At 45.4% G+C, this 22,118-nt stretch carries 20 protein-coding genes, 1 tRNA gene and 1 pseudogene; 18 read left to right on the top strand and 4 right to left on the bottom strand.

From position 1 onward, the window contains the following. Positions 1–57: 57 nt before the first annotated feature. From LI82_RS11840 to LI82_RS11800, 9 genes are all read left to right on the top strand, one after another. Positions 58–729: a winged helix-turn-helix domain-containing protein/riboflavin kinase gene (locus LI82_RS11840; RefSeq protein ID WP_048196009.1), complete on the top strand. Its 672-nt coding sequence runs from the start codon at positions 58–60 to the stop codon at positions 727–729. A gap of 4 nt (positions 730–733) precedes the next feature. After that, a complete protein-coding gene (gene ribB / locus LI82_RS11835; protein WP_048196007.1) occupies positions 734–1,453 on the top strand; it encodes a 3,4-dihydroxy-2-butanone-4-phosphate synthase in 720 nt (239 codons plus the stop codon). A gap of 80 nt (positions 1,454–1,533) precedes the next feature. Continuing rightward, positions 1,534–1,608: transfer RNA gene (locus tag LI82_RS11830), tRNA-Pro, on the top strand. A 404-nt stretch (positions 1,609–2,012) separates the two neighbouring features. After that, positions 2,013–2,564, top strand: coding sequence for a DUF2178 domain-containing protein (locus tag LI82_RS11825; protein WP_048196006.1), 552 nt, complete (start codon positions 2,013–2,015; stop codon positions 2,562–2,564). A 184-nt stretch (positions 2,565–2,748) separates the two neighbouring features. Beyond that, positions 2,749–3,051, top strand: coding sequence for a DUF2178 domain-containing protein (locus LI82_RS11820; protein WP_048196004.1), 303 nt, complete (start codon positions 2,749–2,751; stop codon positions 3,049–3,051). Between the two features lie 11 nt (positions 3,052–3,062). After that, positions 3,063–3,455, top strand: a complete 393-nt coding sequence (locus LI82_RS11815; RefSeq protein WP_048196002.1) for a DUF2178 domain-containing protein — start codon at positions 3,063–3,065, stop codon at positions 3,453–3,455. Beyond that, a complete protein-coding gene (locus LI82_RS11810) occupies positions 3,452–3,649 on the top strand; it encodes a helix-turn-helix transcriptional regulator (protein WP_048196000.1) in 198 nt (65 codons plus the stop codon). Before LI82_RS11815 ends, LI82_RS11810 begins: the two co-directional genes overlap by 4 nt. A 180-nt stretch (positions 3,650–3,829) precedes the next feature. Beyond that, positions 3,830–4,711: an ABC transporter ATP-binding protein gene (locus LI82_RS11805; protein ID WP_236622744.1), complete on the top strand. Its 882-nt coding sequence runs from the start codon at positions 3,830–3,832 to the stop codon at positions 4,709–4,711. A gap of 6 nt (positions 4,712–4,717) precedes the next feature. Further along, the gene (locus LI82_RS11800; RefSeq protein WP_048195996.1) at positions 4,718–5,509 is read left to right on the top strand and encodes an ABC transporter permease; all 792 of its coding nucleotides are present in this window, start codon (positions 4,718–4,720) and stop codon (positions 5,507–5,509) included. Between the two features lie 38 nt (positions 5,510–5,547). On the opposite strand, the gene LI82_RS11795 is transcribed toward LI82_RS11800, so the two are convergent. Beyond that, the gene (locus tag LI82_RS11795; protein WP_048195993.1) at positions 5,548–5,739 is read right to left on the bottom strand and encodes a hypothetical protein; all 192 of its coding nucleotides are present in this window, start codon (positions 5,737–5,739) and stop codon (positions 5,548–5,550) included. A 102-nt stretch (positions 5,740–5,841) separates the two neighbouring features. On the opposite strand from LI82_RS11795, the gene LI82_RS11790 reads away from it, so the two are divergent. Beyond that, positions 5,842–6,399 (top strand): flavodoxin family protein, encoded by a 558-nt coding sequence (locus tag LI82_RS11790; protein WP_048195991.1) that lies wholly within the window; start codon positions 5,842–5,844, stop codon positions 6,397–6,399. 191 nt (positions 6,400–6,590) lie between these two features. On the opposite strand, the gene LI82_RS11785 is transcribed toward LI82_RS11790, so the two are convergent. Further along, positions 6,591–7,427 (bottom strand): hypothetical protein, encoded by an 837-nt coding sequence (locus LI82_RS11785; RefSeq protein WP_048195989.1) that lies wholly within the window; start codon positions 7,425–7,427, stop codon positions 6,591–6,593. Between the two features lie 120 nt (positions 7,428–7,547). Here LI82_RS11785 and LI82_RS11780 point away from each other — a divergent pair, with 120 nt between their 5' ends. The 4 genes and pseudogenes from LI82_RS11780 to LI82_RS12840 all read left to right on the top strand — a co-directional run. Then, positions 7,548–7,868, top strand: a complete 321-nt coding sequence (locus LI82_RS11780) for a hypothetical protein (RefSeq protein ID WP_048195988.1) — start codon at positions 7,548–7,550, stop codon at positions 7,866–7,868. Between the two features lie 268 nt (positions 7,869–8,136). Next, complete coding sequence (locus LI82_RS11775) at positions 8,137–12,348, top strand: alpha-2-macroglobulin family protein (protein WP_048195986.1); 4,212 nt, start codon at positions 8,137–8,139, stop codon at positions 12,346–12,348. Positions 12,349–12,804: 456 nt separating this feature from the next. Then, entirely contained in the window at positions 12,805–13,029 is a 225-nt protein-coding gene (locus tag LI82_RS11765; protein ID WP_048195983.1) for a DUF5684 domain-containing protein, read from the top strand. Between the two features lie 393 nt (positions 13,030–13,422). Then, a pseudogene (locus LI82_RS12840) lies at positions 13,423–13,743 on the top strand (IS5/IS1182 family transposase); the annotation flags it as partial. Positions 13,744–13,910: 167 nt separating this feature from the next. Here LI82_RS12840 and LI82_RS11760 read toward each other — a convergent pair. Both LI82_RS11760 and LI82_RS11755 read right to left on the bottom strand, forming a co-directional pair. Further along, complete coding sequence (locus LI82_RS11760) at positions 13,911–14,522, bottom strand: hypothetical protein (RefSeq protein ID WP_048196329.1); 612 nt, start codon at positions 14,520–14,522, stop codon at positions 13,911–13,913. A 10-nt stretch (positions 14,523–14,532) separates the two neighbouring features. Then, positions 14,533–15,099 carry a matrixin family metalloprotease gene (locus LI82_RS11755; RefSeq protein ID WP_048195981.1) on the bottom strand — a complete coding sequence of 189 codons (567 nt, stop codon included), beginning with the start codon at positions 15,097–15,099 and terminating at the stop codon, positions 14,533–14,535. Between the two features lie 658 nt (positions 15,100–15,757). Here LI82_RS11755 and mutS point away from each other — a divergent pair. Genes mutS through LI82_RS11735 form a run of 4 tightly spaced genes read left to right on the top strand, consistent with a single transcriptional unit; the run spans position 15,758 to position 21,956 of the window. Then, positions 15,758–18,418 (top strand): DNA mismatch repair protein MutS, encoded by a 2,661-nt coding sequence (gene mutS, locus LI82_RS11750; protein WP_048195980.1) that lies wholly within the window; start codon positions 15,758–15,760, stop codon positions 18,416–18,418. Continuing rightward, positions 18,419–20,302 carry a DNA mismatch repair endonuclease MutL gene (mutL, locus tag LI82_RS11745; RefSeq protein WP_048195979.1) on the top strand — a complete coding sequence of 628 codons (1,884 nt, stop codon included), beginning with the start codon at positions 18,419–18,421 and terminating at the stop codon, positions 20,300–20,302. It begins immediately after the preceding gene. Between the two features lie 59 nt (positions 20,303–20,361). Beyond that, positions 20,362–21,378 (top strand): cobalt-precorrin-5B (C(1))-methyltransferase, encoded by a 1,017-nt coding sequence (locus LI82_RS11740; protein ID WP_048196328.1) that lies wholly within the window; start codon positions 20,362–20,364, stop codon positions 21,376–21,378. Then, positions 21,375–21,956: a cobalt-precorrin-7 (C(5))-methyltransferase gene (locus LI82_RS11735; protein ID WP_048195977.1), complete on the top strand. Its 582-nt coding sequence runs from the start codon at positions 21,375–21,377 to the stop codon at positions 21,954–21,956. The genes LI82_RS11740 and LI82_RS11735 overlap by 4 nt, the downstream gene beginning before the upstream one ends. Positions 21,957–22,118: the final 162 nt, after the last annotated feature.

Here is a 22,118-nt window from a genome sequence, read left to right as displayed (position 1 = left end):
TCCTTTCATCTCATATTTGAGATGCATCTCATATTTGAGCCAACAAAGGTCCTGAAAATGCATCGCATAAATTCCTTGAAACACCTGGCCCTTTTGGGCGCACTCAAGAGACCTGTGAAGATCTCGTCCAGTGAGTTTACCAAATACACTTCCACCAGTTCCAAGACAGCTGCAAGAACGTTAAAACAGCTTGAGGAGGAAGGCCTGATCAAACGCAGCATCATCCCTGAAGGCCAGATGATCTCCATAACCGATGAAGGTCGTACATGGCTTGAGAGGGAATACAGTGATTACAGACACATCTTCTGTGGAGATGAAAAGAAGGTGGAGCTGTACGGAAATGTGATAACAGGGCTTGGTGAAGGCCAGTACTACATCGCTCAGGAAGGTTACCGCTCCCAGTTCGAGGAAAAGCTGGATTTCGTACCTTATCCGGGTACGCTTAATGTGAGACTTACCGATCATAGTGCAGACGTACAGAAGAACACCGGCCGGAAGGATATGATACAAATTTCCGGTTTTACCAACGGTCAGCGTACTTTTGGAAGCTGCAATTGCTATTTTGTGGAGGTTGAAGGCATCCCCGGTGCAGTGGTGACACCTGAACGTTCACATTACCCCCATGACCTGCTGGAGATCATATCCCCTGTCCATCTCAGGGAGACACTTAATCTCAAGGACGGGGATGAAGTAAAGATTACAATAGAAGACCGAAGTGCATGTGAGTGATCCTATGAGTTCCAATGAAAATTACACTGATAACATCAATAAAGCATTGAAGGCCGCGCAGAACGGCGAGATGTTCTTCATCTTCGATTCCGACAGCCGTGAAGGAGAGACTGATTTTGTGATCGCTGCAGGAGCTGTCACTCCTGATGACGTGCGCTGGATGCGCAGGGACGGTGGCGGACTGATCTGTGTAGCGCTTGACAGTGAATCTTCTGAAAAGCTTGGACTTCCATTCATTTCCGATATTCTGCGCGATGAGGTCGAGAACTACCCTGCCCTTGGCACTACCGTTGAAAGGGGCGGAGATCTTGCCTACGACAGCCGCTCTTCATTCTCCATATGGGTGAACCACAGGAGAACACGAACAGGAATCCCTGACAATGACAGGGCACTGACCATAAACGAGCTTTCAAATATCACCGAAAAGGTCCTTGATGGCGAAAATATCGATTTCGGCTCTGAGTTCCGTACACCTGGCCACGTTGCACTTCTGCGTGCAGCTGACAGGCTGGTCCATGAGCGCAGGGGACAGACCGAACTCTCCATTGCGATCGCAAAGATGGCGGATGTCACACCTGCAATGGTGGTCTGTGAGATGCTTGATGATGCCAGCGGCAAGGCCCTTTCCAGAGAAGATGCAATGGAATATGCCCGTCTGCATGACCTCGTGTTCCTTGAAGGACAGGAGATTGTGGATGCGTATGAGCAGTGGGAGAAAGCTTAAAGCTTCACTTTCGCATTCTTTTTTAGCTTTTTTTCAGAAAGAATGATATACTGAAAAGTCTTATTATAGTTCGACCCCGTGGGGCCGTAGGGTAGCCTGGTCCATCCTGCAAGGCTGGGGGTCTTGCGACTTGAGTTCAAATCTCAGCGGCCCCATCAAACCCGAATTGCGACTCGGCAGTCCGCGTCCTTTTCGCTCCGCTCAAGCGGACTTTGGTTAATTTTCATTTGATACATTCTGTTTTTGTTTGATTCCGAAAATTTGTTGATGTACTTTTTCTTTTATTGTTTTCCATCATTCTAACTACCGGTTTCTTTATGGTCTCAATGCAGCTTTTGTTGGCTATTCCAATTTAGTGACGCTATCCAAATACAGCTAGCATTGCAAGAGGTGATACCAGATTCCTGAGGGGTATTGCAGGAATCTCTTCTTCCACAGCTTCTTCTTTACTTTCTCTCATTTCATCTTAAAAAAACGAGATGGCATTAACTATAAATGACAGATGTTGTATATATCTAATATATAGTTTGAATTAGATAACTTTCATGGAGATGGACAAATGGAAGCGGATATAGTCAGCTTTGTGCCGGGAATTATTGGAATTTCAATAGGAATTATGGTTCACTCCATATACAGCATCTGGCGTAAAAGAACCGGATATTATGAGCATGGTGGAAGGACAAGGACAGAAAAAGTGAGAGGAATAGTCGTAATATGTACGATTGCTGTGTTAATGATGCTATCTGCTTTGATTCTCTGGGATATGATAATCTCTGGAGACACTTTAGGTTTGTTCAAATCAGAAACACATGAAGCGCTGGCAATAATATTTCCGGTTTTACTGATTACTGGAGCTTTAATGTCCTCTATTTACGATTTCAGGCTAAAAAAAACCGGAGAGCCTGAACATGATGAGCGTACAGAAAAAGTGACAGGAAAAGCTGCAAAATCCACGATTGTTGTGCTGATGGCTGCATGTGCTATAATTCTCTGGGGCGATATTTTTGGTTTGTTCAAACTGGAAACACGCGAAACGCTGGCAATACTGTTTCCGGTTTTGATGCTATCAATGCTGGGCTTTGTCACCTACTACAATTCAAAGGAATTTTAAGGAGAGATCTGGATGCAGATCAGGGAATCAAAGCATACTTTCCGGAGCTGGCAATGTGCCTTCCAATCCTAACAAAAATAGATCGATTCACCAAAGGACTTTATAAAAATATGAATGCACTTCTGTTTTGTAAAATCTCTCTGATACTAAATTTGAATTGCCTAAAACATATGGAGAAAATATAATGGCAGTGGATATAATCAGCTTTATAGGAGTAATCGTTGGAGTTACGATAGGATTTTTAATTGTTAACCGGGGGCGTAAAAAATCTGGAGAACCTGAACAGGATGAAAGAACAGAGAAGGTGGCAGGAAAAGCTGCAAATAGCTCGATTATTGTGCTACTATTGGCAATGGCTGTGATTCTCTGGGGAGATCTTTTTGAGTTGTTCAAAATAGAAACAGGTCAATCTATATCAATATTATTTTTTACCTTAATGATATCGCTGATAACTTTCCGTCGCCACTACAGTTCAAAAGAAATTTGAGGGTAAGTTCTATGAAAATAAGAAAAGACAAACACACTCTGCGGGGTTTGGCTACAATTCTGGGAATGCTGCTGTTGGGTCTGGTTCTGTGGCAATTCCAGTTCTACGGGGCCGGTGCATCATTGATTTTTATGGGTTTAATGCTCACGGTAATATTCCTGTACACCGCTACAAAACCCCGGGAATACTTTATCCGTGATGAAAGGACTGTAAGAACTAATGAAAAAGCAGGGTACCATGCCTTCTTGATACTTGTAATGTGTCTGGGAATCCTGACAATGGCAAACTGGTCCACCGAAATACTTTACAAGGATGTGAGTGGGCCTTTGGCCATTATCGCGTTGGGTTCATGGAATATTCTGAGATGGTATTATGATAAGAAAGGCTATGAGACAGATCCATGAAAACCAGAATCAAAGAACTCCGGGCCAGATATAATCTTACGCAGGACGAGCTTGCGAAAAGGGTCGGGGTCAGGAGAGAAACGATCCTGTTTCTGGAAAAGGGAAAGTACAACCCTTCTCTGAAATTAGCCTATACCATTGCAAAGGTTTTTGATTCAAAGATAGAGGATGTATTTATTTTTGATGAAGAATGAGCTCTGTAGAAGTCTTTAAATGAACTAAAAATACAACCCTGACAGGCACGATAAAATTATCAGTTTATTTTGTTTGAGGATTTTACATATCCGAGAAACCTATATCAAGTCTCATCACAATTATTTATTAAGAATAAGGATTGGTGATGTATCATTACTGCTGTTATCGTAGCTGAGGATTTGAAGAAGGTATTCGGAGACTTTCTGGCCGTGGATTCTGTGGCCTTTTCTGTGGAAGAGGGAGAAGTGTTCGGTTTCCTGGGACCCAATGGTGCGGGCAAGACCACTACCATGCGTATGATACAGTGCATCTCTCCGATGACCTCAGGTAAGCTGGAGGTTTTCGGGATGGATGTGAACGATCACCAGCGTGAGATCAAGTTCAATATGGGTGTTGTTCCGCAGGAGAACAATCTTGATCCTGATTTTACTGTTTATGAGAATCTCCTTGTTTTTTCACGATATTTTGACATTCCTGAAAGTGAGGCCAGAAGGAGAGTGGACGAGCTTCTTGAGTTCGTGCATCTGGAGGAGAAGCGCGATACTATGACCGAATCCCTGTCGGGTGGTATGAAGAGGCGGCTGGTGCTTGCACGAGCATTGATTAACAGACCCAGGATGCTGATACTGGATGAGCCTACGGTGGGGCTGGACCCGCAGTCAAGGCATTTGATGTGGGATAAGCTCAAGGGGCTTAAGAAGGAAGGGGTGACCATTGTGCTTACCACGCATTACCTTGAGGAAGCTTCCCAGCTGTGTGATCGGCTCGTGATCATGGATAATGGCAAGATACTGGTGGAAGGCAGTCCTGAAGAAATGATCAGTGAGAACATAGGTCCTGCCATAGTGGAAACCGAAGCTGATCCTAATGTTATTTCATGTCTTGATAAGCATCAGGCGAACTATGAGATCCTCGGGGATGAAGTACAGATTTATACTGATAAACCCCAAGAAGTGACGGACCATTTGCTATCGGAGTGTAAGCTTACCAGTGTCACTGCAAGGGCATCGACGCTTGAGGATGTGTTCCTGAAGCTTACTGGCAGGAAACTGAGGGAGTGAGATTGGATGGACATAGGTATGTATTTCAAGATCCCGGAGTTGACACCGGGTGCGATCAAGGTCTGGCGACGTAACAAGGACGTTTTCATGAAGAACGTCAAGCTCAATTTTTTGCCGCCGTTCATTGAGCCTCTGCTCTACCTGTTTGCCATGGGGTTCGGGCTTGGGCTGTTCATAGAGGAGATAGACGGTGTGCCCTATGCGAAGTTCATAGCTCCGGCGTTGATCTCTGTTTCTGTGATGTATGGTGCTTTCTTCGAATGCAGCTATGGGTCCTATGTGAGGATGTATTACCAGAAGACCTTCGATTCCATCATTGCAACACCTTTGAGCATCGAGGACGTTATAATCGGAGAACTTCTTTGGGGAGCTACCCGAAGCACGATAAGTGCAACTTTGATGCTTCCTGTGATTGCATTGTTCGGGCTCATCAGTTTTCCACATTCACTGCTGGTCATACCGTTCGCTTTCCTTGCGGGCCTGCTCTTCGCATGCCTTGGAATGACCATTGCAGCGGTCACCCCGAACATAATGTCCATCAATTATCCCATACTGCTTTTCATTACGCCGATGTTCCTCTTCAGTGGAACGTTCTTCCCCCTGAACGTACTGCCTGAGATCATCCAGTACATCGCACTGGCAATATTGCCACTGACCCACGTTGTGATCATAATAAGGGCACTGACCTTTGGAGCACCGGGATGGTTCCTGCTGGGAAATCTCCTGTGGATAATAGTTGTCTGTGCAATAGGTTTCGTGGTCTCGGTCAATATGATGAAGAAAAGACTGGTTGTCTGAAAACCGGTTTTTTCTATTTTGAGATAGAATGAGCAGGTTCATTCATCTTTTTTTGTTTTCTTCAGGTCCATGCACCTTCGGGAGTTCTCGCATCCGAGGCTGCGCCTGTAGTCCGATCGGATCTGTGATCGTGCTGTCTTTACCATGAGTTCATCGAGATCTTCATCATCAAGCAGCTCTTGATCTTGCTTCTCTTTCTGCTTTTGGCCCCTGTGCTTTTCGTCTGTCATTTTGTTCTCACTTTTGCGTCCTGTGAAATAGATGCTGAAATCCTTAGATAACTTTATGCATAAAAAATCTACATATGTATTATTATCTCAGGATGTGGAATCATGAAAGTATTGGGTATTATAGGAAGTCCCCGTAAGAACGGGACCACGGACACGGTAGTACAGAAAGTGCTTGAAGGCGTTGCAGAGAGCGGCGCTGAGACGGAAACGATCTACATCAATGACCTGAACTTCAAGGGCTGTCAGGGATGTGGTTTCTGTAATGTGATGCCGGAATGCAAGCTCAAGGATGAAATGACAGGGGTCTACACCAAGATAGAGGAAGCAGATGGTTTCGTCTTCGGTGCCCCGATCTATTTCCTGCAGTTCTCAGGCCAGATGAGGCTTTTCCTTGACCGCTGTTATGCACTTGTTGATGCTGATTTGAACCCGAGGATCCCTAAAGAAAAGAAGGCTATGATCGTAAGGTCCCAGGGAGATCCTGATAAGTCATCCTATGAGAGTGTGACCGATGAGTTCGCTGAAACCCTGAAGACCTTCTTCGGAATGGAGATCAAGGATGGGCTGGTCGTCGCAGGATTTGATCTTCCACGCGACGTTGTGAAAGATACTAAACTTCTGGAGGAGGCAAAGTCAGCAGGTGTGCATCTGCTGGACTGAGCTTTCTTTTTGAACCACGCTACACGCTCGTAGTCGTAGCGGACATCACCTTCTGCATGATATAGCCATGTGGAAGGGCTGTGAAGCAAGAATCGATACCAATATCGAATTGAGACAGGGTTTAAATACTTGTTTAAAAAATAATAAAACAAAATAAGAGTTCAGGAATTATTCTCTGATGATACAAGATTTCAAAAATCAGATAGGGTTGTATCAATCCAATTCTTCTCATGTATTCTCAGAATTGACACATTTTCCCATTCGACAACTTCATGGCAAGTTCCCGTCGACAAAAATACTAAGTCTTCATCAAATATGTCCTGTATCACACCGTGGAGCCTGTTCTCTTTGGTTTTAATTGTGATTGCAGGGTAATCGTCAACATATTTATAATTCAGTTGACCGGCTAAATGTTGTCCATAATAATTCAAACTGCTTTTGGAAAGAAGATAACTGAATATAAGAAACAAGTAAGATGCAAGGAAAGATATATGCAATTCAGTATCGATGATAAATTCTTGAGGGAACTCTACTATAATTAATACACCTAACCAAAAAATAAACACATTGCTAGCGAATGCAAACTGATATAGACTATGATATCCAGTTGCAACATATTTCGAATTTCGAATGAGATTACGGTCGTATAATACTAATGAATTTGTGAAAAACATTAGCAAAATTGCTGGCACAAGCAAATACCAATTGATAGTAAGTAAAGTGAGGACTTCGTCCATTGATACACTCGGAGGCTTAATAATCAAGATTGGAATCACGAACCCAGCGATTACTGCAATCCATTTGACAAGAGATGAACCTTTGCCGTGAGAACGCATCAAATTCTCGAAATCTTCTAGACATGTAGCAATTGTTTCATCGACACATAATGTATCAATCCACAATTCACGTCGTTCTTTTTTGACTTTACGCTCGTGCCATATACCAAGGTACACATTTTTTATTAGCAATGTAGCAATCGCTGCCAAAGGATAAATTAAATCACTAGGTTCCAGCCCCAAAAGCTCCAAATCAAACACCTGTAAAAAGTAAACAGTTAATAAAAATCGACTTGGTATAAATATTTAACTTGCATGCAATAGTTTCAGCCCTAAAAACTATTTATCAAAGTGAAAACAGAATGTAATGGTATGACAACAGAAGAATACGTGGATTCCATATTAAGATCCAGAACCGAGACCATGACATTTGAAGAATTCGAAGATTGGCTCTTTAAAGACTTCGAGTGCCAAATTAGTACATGTTCAAACAAAGTGTTGGACACTTATGTGCACCTAGTTGATCAATTGAGACTGATTGAAGAATACAAACTGTACGGAAAAGAAGACATCAACAAATTACAAGAACGGTTGAACATACTCCGAAATCGATTTGATGACGAGTGCGTATGTTTTAAGTTTGGCAAGAAGGAAAGAAAGCAGGCATATATAGAGTCTTTGAAAAAGAAATGAGGTAGGAGGACATTTGCCAAAAAAAATCCACCAGTACTTCTTCGCAAAATGCACCGTCAGGGTACCCTTCCAGGAATTACCATTTCTACGAATATCCGCTTGGTACTCGACATTGCGATCGAGGGACGAGAGAATACGATTGCTTCCCCTCTCCCCTATTCATCTCTCCTATAACTTCGAACAGTTTCGAAGTTTAAGCTAAGTATATACCGTATAGGCTCCAATTTTCTCTTTAGATAATAATAATCGAATTTACGGGAGTGCTAAAATGAGATCTGTAGCAATTGTGCAAAAATCGTTCATCGTATTGTTCCTGCTGTCATGTATTGTGATGGCAGGCTGTATAGGCCAGGATGAGGATGTGGATTATCCACCAGCCAACGAGGCTTTGTCCTGTGAAGAAGGAGGTACCTATTCCTCAGAGGATGAGTACCTGATACTTGTCCCGAAGGCATTCTTCTCGGGTGGGGAGACCTCTGTCACCATGTCGTCCTTCCTTGGTGATGCTCCTGTGAGCCGTTGTGTTGAGTACACGCTTACCAGTGCTTCAGGTGAGGTGGTCCCGCTGGTAAAGGCCGCTACATCAGATTCCGGTAACTCGGTTGCGAAGTTCGATGTCCCGGAGGTCGAGGAAGGCAGTTACACGCTTACTGCAACTCCGGTGGGTGCGGAATCCGGCTTTGAGACGACCATAAAGGTCGTGCAGAATAATCCTATCTTCATAGAGACCGATAAGCCGATCTACAAGCCCGGGCAGACCATCCATGTGAGGCTTCTTTCTTTGAACAACAACCTTGTTCCTGTTGTCCAGAACACCACCGTGGAGATATCGGATGCCAAGGGAGTGAAGGTCTTCAAGGATGATCTTACCACCAACGAGTACGGTGTTGCCTATTTTGACCTGCCGCTGGCCTCCGAGCTGAACCTTGGTACCTGGAAAATAAAGGCAACTTCAGGCTCATCCATGTCACAGGTGGACATCAGGGTGGAGAAATATGTGCTTCCGAAGTTCGATGTGGAAGCTTCAACCGAGAAGAGCTGGTTCCTTGTGGATGACCCCATCACAGGAACGGTCTCTGCACAGTACTTCTTTGGAAAGGATGTCGAAGGTGACGTCGAGATCGAGGCCATGAAGTATGTGGGTGTGTGGGAGGAGTATGCTACCTTCAGCGGCTCACTTGAGGAAGGCTCTGTGGAGTTCGAGCTTCCACCCACAGAGTATGTTGCAGGTACCTTTGGTTCCGGTGGACAGGGCAGTGTTATGCTCAATGTTACCGTAACAGACACCGGTGGGCATAGCGAGGAAACCACTGAACTGCTTACCATCGCGCAGGAAGAGCTTGTTCTCCAGATGATACCTGAGTCCGATTCCATCAAGCCGGGTATGCCGCTTCAGGTCCTGATAGTCACAAAGGACCCCGGAGGAGAACCACTGGAGAAGGACGTAAGTCTTGTTGTGAGCTTCCTTGATGATAACTATGACCGGGACGAGCAGAAGCAGATTGTCAGCACTGAGAACGGTGTTGCTCTTGTGGCACTGGAAGTACCTGAGGATACTCTTGAGGTGGACATCTCTGCCAGCTCGGAAGGCGTCGACGTTTCCGATCATCTGAATTCCGTATACTCCCCGAGTGCGAGCTTCCTTCACCTGAGCCAGGTGAGTGAGGGCACACCTGAGGTTGGAGAGAACATCGTCTTCAAGGTATATTCCACCAACAAGGGAACGGTGTTCTATGATGTGTTCGCAAACGGCAGGACCGTATATTCTGCTACCAGCGATGAACCACAGATCAGCATCCCGGTAACACCGCAGATGAGCCCCACTGCAAAAGTGGTCGCCTACATGATTAATCCGAACAGTGAGGTTTCCGCCGACAGCCTGCCATTCGATGTGCAGTTCAGCACTCAAGTGGACCTGTCATCGGGATTCGATAAGGACACGGTAGCTCCCGGAGATAATGTCTCAGTGGAACTGGATGCAGGTACTCAGTCCATGATCGGCCTTTCCATAGTCGATGAATCGGTCTATGCACTGAGCGAGGGCAGGCTCAACCTGAAGCAGGTCTTCGATGAGCTTGAGATCAGGTTCATGGAGCCACAGGTAGAGGCTCATCCAAATTATTACTGGTATCAAGAGACCGCAGGTGATGTGATTGATGATGCAGGACTGATAGTCCTGGCATCCGGCGGACTTGATGTTCCTAAAGGTCAGGCCGAAGTGGAAGACGGCGGCTTTGTCGACCGCATGTTCGCAATGGATGACATGGAAATGGTTGAGGAAGAAGTTATGATGGAAGAACCTGCAGCAGCCCCTATGGAGCCAACTGATTCAGGTGCAGGAACTCCACTTGCAGAGCCGGAAAGGGTAAGGCAGTTCTTCCCTGAAACATGGATCTGGATGCCTGATATCATGACGGATGAGAGCGGACTGGCTTCCCTTGACCTGAACGCACCGGATTCCATCACCACCTGGAGGCTGCATGCAGTGTCCTCCAGTCCGGAAGGTATTGGAATATCCGAAGCAGGCCTGACAGTTTTCCAGGACTTCTTCATAGACCCTGACCTTCCATATGCCGTAATTCGTGGCGAAGAGTTCCCTGTACAGGTGCAGGTCTACAACTATCTTGACAAACCTCAGGACGTACAGCTGACACTTTCCGGTGCGGACTGGTTCGATCTGGTGGGCGAGGATGTGGTAAAGGTCAGTGTGGACGCCAACAGTGTGACCCATGCAAGCTTTACAATCAGGCCCACGGAAGTAGGTGTCCAGGAGGTGGAGCTGACAGGACAGACCACAGAGAAGGCCGATGCTGTTCGCAAGACAGTCATCGTCGAGGCTGAAGGTGTCACAAGGGAGATCGTGGACAATGGCATCCTCAAAGAGGGTTCCGTTGAACTGGATACCACTCTGCCTGTGGACATCGTGCCTGATTCCGAAAAGGTGCTGGTGAGCTTTACACCAAGCATTGTGGCACAGACCATTACCGGTGTGGATGACCTTCTGGGCATGCCATACGGCTGTGGTGAGCAGAACATGATGCTGTTCTCAACCGATGTGGAAGTGCTGAGATACCTCAAGGCTACCGGACAGCAGAACCCGGAGATCGAGGCCAAGGCACAGACCTACATAATCACCGGCTACCAGAGGGAGCTGACCTTCAGGCATTCGGACGGTGCCTTCTCCGCATTCGGTGAAAGCGATCCTGAAGGCAGCCTGTGGCTTACAGCGTTCGTACTCTCACAGTTCAGCGGTGCCAGGGATGTTACCACCATTGACGAGAACATTCTCAGTGAAGCAGCGGACTGGATCATCTCACACCAGAAGGAGGACGGTTCCTGGGAATCCGTGGGATTCGTTATTCACCAGGACATGATGGGTGGTCTCAGTGGTACCTATGCCCTGACAGCATACGTCACCCTTGCACTGGATGAGTACGGCTATGCCACTGATGAGGTCATGAACGGTGCTCTGAGTTATCTGGAAGAAAACCTCGATGCCCAGGATGATCCATACACTCTTGCAATTGGAACGCTTGCCCTTGAAAAGCTTGAGAGCGAGAGGGCAGACGAGGCAAGAACCAAGCTTCTTGCAATGGCAAAGGAAGATGAGAACGGCATGTACTGGGGTTATGATGACGTGGTTCCGGAACCTTACGAATACGGTGGCTATGGCATCTATCCTGTTTCAAGCAAGAACGTTGAGACCACAGCCTATGCAACCCTTGCCCTGATAGAGGTCAATGACCCTGCAGCAAGCTCATCCCTCAAATGGATCGCAGCACAGCGTAATTCCAACGGAGGATTCTCAAGCACCCAGGATACCGTCATGGCGTTCAGGGCACTGATGACTGCTGCAGCAACTGCAGGAAGGGACGTGGATGCTACCATAACCGTGACCGGAGATGGTGAGGAGCTCAAGAGCCTCAGGGTCACATCCGAGAACTACGATGTGGTCAACATCATCGAGGTCCCTGAAGGTGTGGAAAGTGTCAACATGACTCTGGAGGGAAGCGGAGAGCTCAACTACCAGCTTGTCAGGAAGTTCAATGTGATCCTTCCGGAAGTCATCGAGCATGAGGAGATCGAGCTGGATGTTGAATACGATTCAACCGATGTGGTTGTGGATGACATCGTGAACGTCGATGTACGCCTGAAGTACAACGGAATGCCGGGTATCCGGGGAGTTGTCGAGTCCAGCGGTATGATGATAGTTGATATTGCGGTACCAACAGGATTCACACCGGTACCTGCAAGCCTTGAAGCGCTCAAGGAGGATGGCACCATCACGCGCTATGAGATCGCAGGCCGCAAGGTCGTGCTCTATATCGATGAGATGATGGCCGGTGAGGAAATGAACTTCTCATTGCAGATGAGGGCCATGTTCCCGGTCAAGGCAATGGTGCAGGAGAGCAGTGCCTACTCATACTACAACCCGGATGTGAAGGCCGAGGCAAAGGGAATGGATATTAATGTGACATGATCCTTCCCTTATTTTTTAAAAAGCAGCAGGCTATGTTGTTTTCCTGCTGTTTTCTTTTTCTTTTCTCTTTTTTGAGCATTACAAGTGCTACTGCTTTTATTGAGGACACATTGAAAGCGTTGTATTTTGGAGCTAAAATTTATATACAGTTATCATGTATTCAGCGCGTCGAAAAATAGACGGATTCGTCTATATTGTGAATATCATCTATGACTCACAAGAAGCTGAGGAAATTGAATGAAGGGAATTAGTACTGCAGCAGCTGAATTTTTGAGAACAATCTGTGATATTTTTGTGACCATATTTGAGATGTTTGCAAAATAAGTAATGGACTGATAATAAATGTTTGATGAAACTTTGATTTTAATTTTTATTGTGTTAGTTTTTGGACTATATGTATACTATTCCTATTCGCTGCAAATGATTGCAATAAAAACCAATACGGAGAATAGCTGGATGGCATGGTTACCTATCCTTAACGTCGTACTCATGTGCAGGATCGCAAGGAAGTCCCTGTGGTATTTCCTTGGTATGCTGATCCCATACGTCAATGTCCTTGTATTGATGTACATCTGGGGTGAAATGGCAGGCAATCTTGGCAGGTCAAAATGGATAGGCGTCCTGATGATCGTACCGGTAGCAAACCTTGTAGTTCCGGGATACCTTGCTTTCTCGGAGTGACACATTTTAAAAGGGTAGTGTGGATTCCCCTCTCCGCATTACTCTTGCATTAGTCTTTTTTCAGGACCAATATTTCTCCACTGACCCCCTTCTCTCTTCAGGGACCTTTCAAATCAACACTCAAATATAGGATGTTCAGACGCTTTAGTTAAGTTACTGAAAAAACATTTGGAGTAGCTGCAAGTGATGTTGTGATCTGATCCAGAAAATGAAGATCGAGCTGGGTGTGTACTATTTGGATTGGCAGCATTGGTATTTTGCTAAGGTTTAATGTTTTGATCTTTCAGCTCTGTAGAAATCCTATTTCTAAATCCTACTGATTCATTGCATTTTTTGTAAGAATAAGTCCCCTGTGATTGTTTGCAACCAAAAACACAAGGGGATGATTGTGTTTTGTCTAACAAGTGCTTAAATTTTATTGATATAGGATTGCAAGTAACACGGTATTCACACCTGCCACTCTACAGCTGCAAATATTCCAAACAAACATACACACAACATCAGCTATTGACGTTGGTTTTGTTTAAGGAATATTTAGGAGAAGATTACAGGGATTTTGTTGATCTTGTTGAATTGATGAGTTCTATCCAGACTAAACTTGGATTAACCAAAGTGCCTCATTTTACTACACTTCAAAAATTTGTTACTCGAATCTATTCAGCAATAATTGATCGAATTTTCAAGAGAACATTGGATCTATTTAAAAATAAAGAATGTTTGCCACGGAAAGTGTTACTATAATTTTATCCAGCGAATCAAGCTTGAGATTGATATGTACTGCCCTGATCATCAATACCTGTATTTTATGGAACCTTGAGCTACTTTGCATACCACTATTTCAAAAAAAGAAACAAAGGTGAGCAATGTCACCCCAAATTTAGTTAAGTGACATTAATTGTGCTCAACAGTTCCTCCAAATCCACAGACTTACGTACTCCAATGGCTTTACCATCATCGGTCAGTGTAAATTTACCATATCCTATGACCACATAGTGTTCAGGACCAATGGCTTTGGTGTGTGGATAAGTATCTTCGATCAAATAGAGTAATACTTTTTCACCGGATTTGAAGGAAGGTATATCCTCTATAATCATAGTATCCTCGCCAACAGTTCCACCACGTAATCTTACAACAATTTCTTTTGAATTATGTGAATTTTTGAGAGTGTCATCTACTGTTACAATTACATCTGTATAAATCTCATCACTGGATTTGAAATCTTCTATCAATTCACCTGGTCTTTTGCCATCGGGAGTATTCCATTTACTTGGCTCTATCTCTTTGACTGTACCTATGATAATGAGATTCGATCTCTCTGCCATTTCTTCATAACTTATTTCTTCTTGTAATCCACTAGACTCAATAGTTACAGCCCCATCATTGTTTGGCAATTCAGTTTGAGAAGTATTATCTAATAACAAAGCGCCGATAACCACCAAGGAAAATATTCCAATTACAATTATTACATATCTTCCTGTATTTTTATTGTTCATTATAATCCCCTCATGCGTTTCCATAAATAGCTATTATTCCACATTCATCGTCTGCGTGAAGAGTTCTTTTCTTAGTCTCACCTTTTGCCATGGTGTCGTACATCGTAGCATCAGTAACACCCGAATGGCCCAGACTCAGACAGTGTCCCAATTCATGAGTAGCCGCGCTCTGTACATCAAATTTGGTTGATTCTCCCGTAGTCGACCAACTCTTATCACTATTAAAGGTTATTTCACATCTCGATAAGTAGGAAGTGTCGGTGTATTTCCACTTCTTTGTTGTTGCTAAAGTAGTCGTTGTTGATCCAAGGGAATCATATAAGAATTTGTTATTCTGTCCACCTAACTGGTAGAAGTAAAAATCAGAATCAGCATCATTCCACTCACTTAGACTTTGTGTTATAGAATATGACCACGAACTTGGAACTGAAGAATCTGTTGTAAATGCAGCGTTCTCATATTGCCACCATAAGTTATTCAAAGTGTATGCAGAAACTGGTGATATGCTAATTAACACCACCAAACATATAAAAATACTTCCAAATATAAGTTTCTTAGCTTTTGTTTTGTTCTTCATGTCTTTACCTCATTTGTTTATTTTTGCTCCAAAGGCAAAGCTACGCTTATATAGTACAAACAACAAGACTAACCCTGCCTTTCGGGCACGGAGATTCAGTTATTCCGTCAAGACTGGCTGAACCCCGCTAACATCTTTAAGATGTCGCATTATATTCCTAGCGATATCACATTATAAATATATTCTGTCCACATCATCCAACTGAAAGAGAACAGTTGAAAACACAAGAACATCCTATTTTTACAGTAAAATTGTGGCAGAAATCAGGAAACCAAAATAACATCCTACTTCAGTACTTCGCTAATTTTAGCTTCATAGTGAAATTATGTCATTTGATATCTATATGTGGCTAAAACGCCTCCATATCTCATTTCAAGCTTCCAGCTCCAGATAACAGGTGAGCAATTTTTTGATTAATTTTGGCCATTCTGATAACGATAAAATTGACTCGTTTATAGAAAAGATTATTTCCGTTTTCGAAGAATGCATTGATACCTATCTTTAAAATGATCCTTATGTGCAGGAATTGATGTACATCGGGGGCTAGATTGCAGACATTTTTCGCAGGTCGAAGTGGCTCGGGGATACATCTGCAATGCAAAAACAAAAATACCAACAAACTGATAAATTCACCAGACCAATTCAGCGTGGAGCAAGAATGAATAAATTAACACCTGCAATGAAACAGTACTATGAGGCCAAGCAGCAACATAGCGATGCACTGATCTTCTTCAGGATGGGGGATTTCTATGAGTCCTTCGGGGAAGATGCAAAGACAATTGCGCAGGAACTTGAAATAACGCTTACCACGCGGGGCAAGGACAAGGATGGTGAAAGGATGCCTCTTGCAGGTATTCCCTATCATGCTATCGATAACTATCTCCCGCGTCTGATAAAAAAGGGCTACAAGGTAGCTATCTGTGAGCAGCTTGAGGATCCGAAGAAGGCAAAGGGTGTTGTCAAGCGTGGTGTCGTCAGAGTTGTAACACCGGGCACTGCCATTGACAGTTCAATGTTCACGGATTCATCCAATAATTATCTCATGTCTGTCTCAGGCGGGGAAGGGAACTATGGGGTCTCATTTCTTGATGTATCCACAGGAGAGTTCCTGACAACCCAGTTTGCTGATGCACCTCCGTATGACAGGATAGCCAGCGAGGCCGCAAGGATGAGGCCATCGGAATGTATCCTCCCTCCAGAAATGTATTCTGACAAACATATCGCTGACAGGCTCAGCGAGCTCAAGATCGTGGTTCATGAGTTCGAGGAAGAGGCATTTGATATCGGGACCTCTGAGAAGAAGCTTAAGGAGCACTTCAAGGTCTCAACCCTTGAGGGTATGGGCTGTGATGGCCTGCCCTACGCAATATCCTCTGCAGGGGCTGCCCTTGAGTATGCATTGATCACACAGATGAGGGAACTCGGGCATGTTAGTGAGCTGAAGACGTATTCAGATTCTGAGTTCATGGTTCTGGACTCCATCACTTTGCGTAATCTTGAGATCGTGAAGAACGTGCGCGGGGAAGGAAGCGATACTTCCATACTGAAAGTGCTGGATGATACCAAAACACCAATGGGAGGCAGGCTGCTTCAGAAATGGCTCTTAAAGCCGCTTATCGATGTGGATGCCATCAACTACCGTCTCGATGCAGTGGAGGCGCTGGCAAACGGTACCATGATCCGGTTCGATATCAGGTCCCATCTTACCTTTGTAAAGGATATTGAGCGCCTTATTGGAAGGATCATGTATGGTAATTCCAATGCACGTGACCTTATTGCACTAAAACGGTCCCTTGAGTCAGTGCCTTTGCTAGTGGAAAGCCTTGGGGAAGATGACCTCTGCGAGATGCTTCAAAGCATCAGGGGTGGCCTTCTGGGATTTGCCCAGCTTGACAGCCTCGTGGAGCTGATAGACAGTTCCATAGTGGAGGAGCCACCGGTAAGTGTCAGGGAAGGAGGAATGATCAAAGCGGGCTATGACGAGGCTCTGGATGAGCTCAAGGAAATGTCCAAAGGTGGTAAGTCATGGATAGCCTCATTCCAGCAGAAAGAGCGTGACAGAACCGGTATCAAGTCGCTCAAGGTTGGTTACAACAAGGTATTCGGATATTACATCGAGGTCACAAAAGCGAACATCTCGCAGGTCCCTGATGATTACATACGCAAGCAGACCATGAGGAATGCGGAAAGATTCTACACCCCGGAACTCAAGGAATGGGAGAATGTCATCCTCTCTGCGGATGAGAAGATCACGGCGCTGGAGTACGAGATATTCTCAGATATAACTTCCAATGTTGCCTCCTATTCATCACAGTTGCAGACCATCGCAGGCCTGATAGGGCAGCTGGATTGTGTTGCAAGCCTTGCAGAGGTCTCGGTGAACAATAATTTCGTCAGGCCTAACATCAGTTCTGATTGTAAGTTACTGATACGCGAGGGCAGGCATCCTGTGGTAGAGAGATCGGTGCCCGGTGGATTCGTTCCCAATGATGCGGAAATGGACTGTGTGGAAAACCAGTTCCTGCTGATAACAGGACCAAACATGGCAGGAAAATCCACTTTCATGCGTCAGGTCTCACTTATAGTTATAATGGCACAGGCAGGTTCATTCGTACCTGCCTCCCATGCTTCCATTGGTATCGTGGACAGGGTGTTCACAAGGGTCGGGGCTTTTGATGACCTTGCGAGTGGGCAGAGTACTTTCATGGTGGAGATGGTGGAGCTTGCCAATATCCTGAACAACGCCACCCCGAAAAGCCTTGTACTTCTTGATGAGATCGGAAGAGGAACCAGTACCTATGACGGCTACAGCATAGCGAAGGCCGTGGTTGAGTATATTCACAACAAAGGGCGAGTCGGTGTACGCTCACTTTTTGCCACGCATTACCACCAGCTTACCAACATCTCGTCCGACCTGAAAAGGGTGAAGAATTATCATATTGCAGTGAAAGAAGATGGCGATGACCTCGTGTTCCTGCGCAAGATCGTACCCGGGGCCACGGACAAGAGCTACGGAATACATGTCGCCCGGCTTGCAGGTGTACCTCACAAGGTTACCCAGAGGGCAAGGGAAATACTGCAGGATATTGAGGATGAAAGTTCCATCAGCAAGGAGAGCAGCTCAAAGGGTGGCAAAAAAAGAAGGTCGGCACAATATACACAGCTCATGCTTTTCGATCCTGAAGGATCAACACCTGTTGAAAAGGATCCTATGGTCGAGGAAATTAAAGAGCTTGATGTCAACAATATGACACCCATGGATGCTTTGAACAAGCTCTGTGAACTTCAGAAGCGAGCGGGAAAGAACGCGGAGGAATAAATGACAGAAGAGGGCTCACAATCAAGCAGTAGGATCCATGTGCTGGATGAGGCTACCATCAACAAGATAGCTGCAGGCGAGGTCGTAGAGCGACCGGCATCGGTTGTGAAAGAGCTTCTGGACAATTCCATTGACGCGGGTGCTACTGAAATTCGAGTGGAAGTGAAGGGGGCTGGAACGGACCTCATCATGGTTACCGATAACGGGAAAGGCATGTCCCGGGAGGACTCCACCCTTGCGTTCACGAAGCATGCCACCAGCAAGATCTTGCATATCGATGATCTCGAAAAGGTGCTCACTCTGGGTTTCAGGGGCGAGGCTCTCTCTTCCATTGCAGCGGTCGCAAAGGTTTACCTGACAACCCGGCAAAAGGACAGTATTTCCGGAACAAAGGTGGTTGTTAGTGGTGGCTCAATAGAGAACGTGTTGGAGGTTGGTGCAGCACCCGGGACCACGATAGCTGTGGAATCATTGTTTTATAATACACCGGCCAGGAAGAAGTACCTGAAAAGCATGCGTACCGAGCTTGCACACATCACTGATGTTGTCACAAGGCATGCCTTTGGTCATCCTGAGATCTCATTCACTCTCATAAGCGACGGCAAGGTGCTGGTACGCTCCCCTACATCGGGTGACATTTTTGACAGCATCGTCTACTTGCTTGGAAGTGAATCTGCAAAGAAGCTGATTCCTGTTGAATTCAAGTCGGATATAGTGAAAATATCCGGTTACATCTCAAAACCTGAACTCAGCCGCAGCGGGACAGACCTGCAATACTTTTTCATAAACGGCAGGGGCATATCCTCAAAGAGCATCAGCAATGCGGTGAGGCTTGGTTATTACAATCTTATGCCAAAGGGCCGTTTCCCGGCATCTGTCCTTGATCTTGAACTCGACCTCAGTGAGGTGGATGTCAATGTCCATCCTGCCAAAAGATATGTGAGGATGAGCCATGAGCGTGAGGTCTGCGATGCAGTCACTCTTGCTGTGGAAAATGCATTGAAGGTCGAGCAGCTGGTGCCTGAAATCAGTTTGCCGGAGAAAAAGCCGGTACAGGCCGTTTTTGTGGAAAAGGCCAGAGAGATACCGGAAGAAAAACTGGAAGATATATCTAAAGCTGAGGCTGAAGTTCAAATTCCTCAAGAGAAGTTTGAACTGGAGGTTCCTGTTCCTGAGAAAAAGATCTCTCCGTTGATAAAGGAAGAGGAAGAAACCTATCATTTCACTGCCAGGGATACGGAAAAGCGCCTGAAGCATTCTGAAAGGGTGCTTTCAAAGACCCCAAAGAAACCTGAAAGAGCACCTACAGGTCTTGATAAGGCAAGAATAGTAGGTCAGGTCAACGAGCTATATATTATAGTGGAGCTGGAAGATGGTCTTGTCATAGTTGACCAGCATGCTGCGCATGAGAGGGTGATGTACGAGCAGATATGCAACATCAGCAGTTCCGGCTGGCAGGAGCTTATAACACCGGTAACGCTTGACCTCACATCAAAGGAAAAGGTTCTGCTTGAGGAGTACATACCGTATCTCGAGGAAATGGGCTTTGCAATATCGGAATTTGGTCCGAACAGCTATGTGGTCACCACTGTTCCGGCTCTTCTTGGAAAGATGGAGAGTGCTGAGCTGATCCATGATATTATAATAGACCTGCTTTCCACAGGCAGGGTGAAGAATGATACCGGGATGTTCGATAACCTCTGCAAGACCATGGCATGCCGTGCAGCTATAAAAGCGGGGGCTGGTTGCAGTATGGGGCAAATGGAGAGCCTTCTGAAGCAGTTGGATATGGCAGATAATCCATACACATGTCCGCATGGTCGACCGACCATGATATCTTTTAGCCGGGCAGAACTTGATAAACTGTTCAAAAGGACAGGATAAGTTTGCTGGTTTGTCGGTAACTTTTATAACTATAAGATATTGAATAACTGACAATGTCAATTATCGATCCTGTTAACAAATCAAAGATCCCGGAAGAGTGGATCAATAAATCAACAATGCCCCGCGCTGAGCTTGAAGAGGGTATAAAGAGCGGGATGCTGGTGGTGCTTAGTGATGGTTCAGTGCTCCAGAGGGGCTATACCACAGGAACCACTGCTACCGTTGCGGCCAAAGCAGCTGTTCTGTCACTCAGGAAGGATGTGGACAAGGTCTCAGTTCCCACACCTGTAGGACTTCGTGCTGTCATGGATGTCAAGGCAAAAGATGGCCATGCTGTTGCTGTTAAACTGAAAAACGACCATGAGTCTGATATCACCCGTGGCCTTGAGTTCGAGGCAAGGGCGGTTGAATCTGACAAGATCAATATAACTGCCGGCGAGGGCATAGGGATCGTCACAAGAGGCGGCCTGCAGTCCAAAAAAGGCTATCCTGCCATCAACCCGAAACCAATGCAGCAGATAAAAGATGCAGTTGCAGAGGCTGTGGAAGAGATCGGTATCAAAGGTGTTGAAGTGGAGCTATCCCTTCCGAGAGGTGCTGAGATCGCAAAGCAGACCCTGAACAGCCGTATAGGTGTCGAGGGTGGCATCTCAATTCTCGGGACCACAGGTTTTGTTGAGCCCTGGAACGATCACCTTGGTGAAATGAAGAGTGATCTTGTACGTGAAGCTTCAAAGGTCGTTCTTACCACCGGTCGCATAGGTATCCGTTATTCTACAATGCTGTTCCCTGACTATACGGTGGTTCTTGCCGGAAGCCGTATCTCCGAATTCCTGGATTCCACCACCGGTGAGGTAGCCATTTGTGGCCTGCCTGGCCTGGTCCTGAAATGGGGAGATCCTGATATGCTCAAGGACAGCGGTTTTGCAACGGTCTCTGAGATGATCGAGGTGGAACCTGAAGGAGAACACATTAAACGTGCGTTTGCCAGGACGGTTGAGAAAGGCAAAGGTGCACGCATTGTTGTGGTGGACAGGGACGGCACCGTCCTTATGGACAGCGGTGAGAAGAAATGATAATCGCAGGGGTCGGCGTCGGGCCGAACATGTTGACATTGGAAGCCATCGAAGCCATACGCAACGCATCGGTGGTCTATGGTTCGAAGCGGTCCCTTGAGATCGCTGAACCTTACATTGAATGTGAGGCAAAGATAATCAAGAATTACAAGGCCTTGCACGAGCTGCCTGATGACGCGGTAGTGCTTTCCACAGGCGATCCCATGTTCTCCGGACTTGGTAAGTTTGCCACTGAAGGGGATCGGATCATTCCGGGAATTTCTTCCATTCAGGTCGCATGTTCCCGATTGGGTGTCAGCCTCTCGAACATAACTGCAATAACGGCACATGGACGTGACCCTGCACCTGCAAAGAAGGCATTTATCCAGGAGATCGAACTGGGGAAGGATATTTTCATGCTTCCTGCTGACACTTTTGGTGTTGCAGAGGTTGCTGAAGTGCTGAAAGAAATGGGTGTGGATGCAAAACTTTATGTATGCGAGAACTTCGGTTATCCTGAGGAACGTATTGCAGGCGGAACTGTGGATGAGCCGCCAAAAGCGGAATCAGTTCTTCATTGTGTTGTAGTTGTAAGGTAATACTTACAAATTCTTACTTTTTTTGATTTTTTTCTTATTTTAGTAGTAATAATGGTAATATTTGTAAACTGTATTATCTAAAAAACTCATACAATTTAGCTCAAGGTATTTATATAAAGTTTTCCTTGTAGGAATATCCAAATCAAGTTATATTGATTTAGA

The sequence above is a fragment of the Methanococcoides methylutens genome (genome assembly GCF_000765475.1).
Lineage (GTDB): Archaea > Halobacteriota > Methanosarcinia > Methanosarcinales > Methanosarcinaceae > Methanococcoides > Methanococcoides methylutens.
This window is presented reverse-complemented; position numbering and strand designations above follow the sequence as displayed.

Coding starts and splice junctions, on each gene's coding strand:
- LI82_RS11810 (WP_048196000.1), top strand. CDS start 3,452: ATGAAAACCAGAATCAAAGAACTCCGGGCCAGATATAATCTTACGCAG.
- LI82_RS11780 (WP_048195988.1), top strand. CDS start 7,548: ATGACAACAGAAGAATACGTGGATTCCATATTAAGATCCAGAACCGAG.
- LI82_RS11815 (WP_048196002.1), top strand. CDS start 3,063: ATGAAAATAAGAAAAGACAAACACACTCTGCGGGGTTTGGCTACAATT.
- LI82_RS11800 (WP_048195996.1), top strand. CDS start 4,718: ATGGACATAGGTATGTATTTCAAGATCCCGGAGTTGACACCGGGTGCG.
- ribB (WP_048196007.1), top strand. CDS start 734: ATGAGTTCCAATGAAAATTACACTGATAACATCAATAAAGCATTGAAG.
- LI82_RS11820 (WP_048196004.1), top strand. CDS start 2,749: ATGGCAGTGGATATAATCAGCTTTATAGGAGTAATCGTTGGAGTTACG.
- LI82_RS11765 (WP_048195983.1), top strand. CDS start 12,805: ATGGCATGGTTACCTATCCTTAACGTCGTACTCATGTGCAGGATCGCA.
- mutS (WP_048195980.1), top strand. CDS start 15,758: ATGAATAAATTAACACCTGCAATGAAACAGTACTATGAGGCCAAGCAG.
- LI82_RS11760 (WP_048196329.1), bottom strand. CDS start 14,522: ATGAACAATAAAAATACAGGAAGATATGTAATAATTGTAATTGGAATA.
- LI82_RS11735 (WP_048195977.1), top strand. CDS start 21,375: ATGATAATCGCAGGGGTCGGCGTCGGGCCGAACATGTTGACATTGGAA.
- LI82_RS11775 (WP_048195986.1), top strand. CDS start 8,137: ATGAGATCTGTAGCAATTGTGCAAAAATCGTTCATCGTATTGTTCCTG.
- LI82_RS11755 (WP_048195981.1), bottom strand. CDS start 15,099: ATGAAGAACAAAACAAAAGCTAAGAAACTTATATTTGGAAGTATTTTT.
- LI82_RS11795 (WP_048195993.1), bottom strand. CDS start 5,739: ATGACAGACGAAAAGCACAGGGGCCAAAAGCAGAAAGAGAAGCAAGAT.
- LI82_RS11825 (WP_048196006.1), top strand. CDS start 2,013: ATGGAAGCGGATATAGTCAGCTTTGTGCCGGGAATTATTGGAATTTCA.
- LI82_RS11790 (WP_048195991.1), top strand. CDS start 5,842: ATGAAAGTATTGGGTATTATAGGAAGTCCCCGTAAGAACGGGACCACG.
- LI82_RS11840 (WP_048196009.1), top strand. CDS start 58: ATGCATCGCATAAATTCCTTGAAACACCTGGCCCTTTTGGGCGCACTC.
- mutL (WP_048195979.1), top strand. CDS start 18,419: ATGACAGAAGAGGGCTCACAATCAAGCAGTAGGATCCATGTGCTGGAT.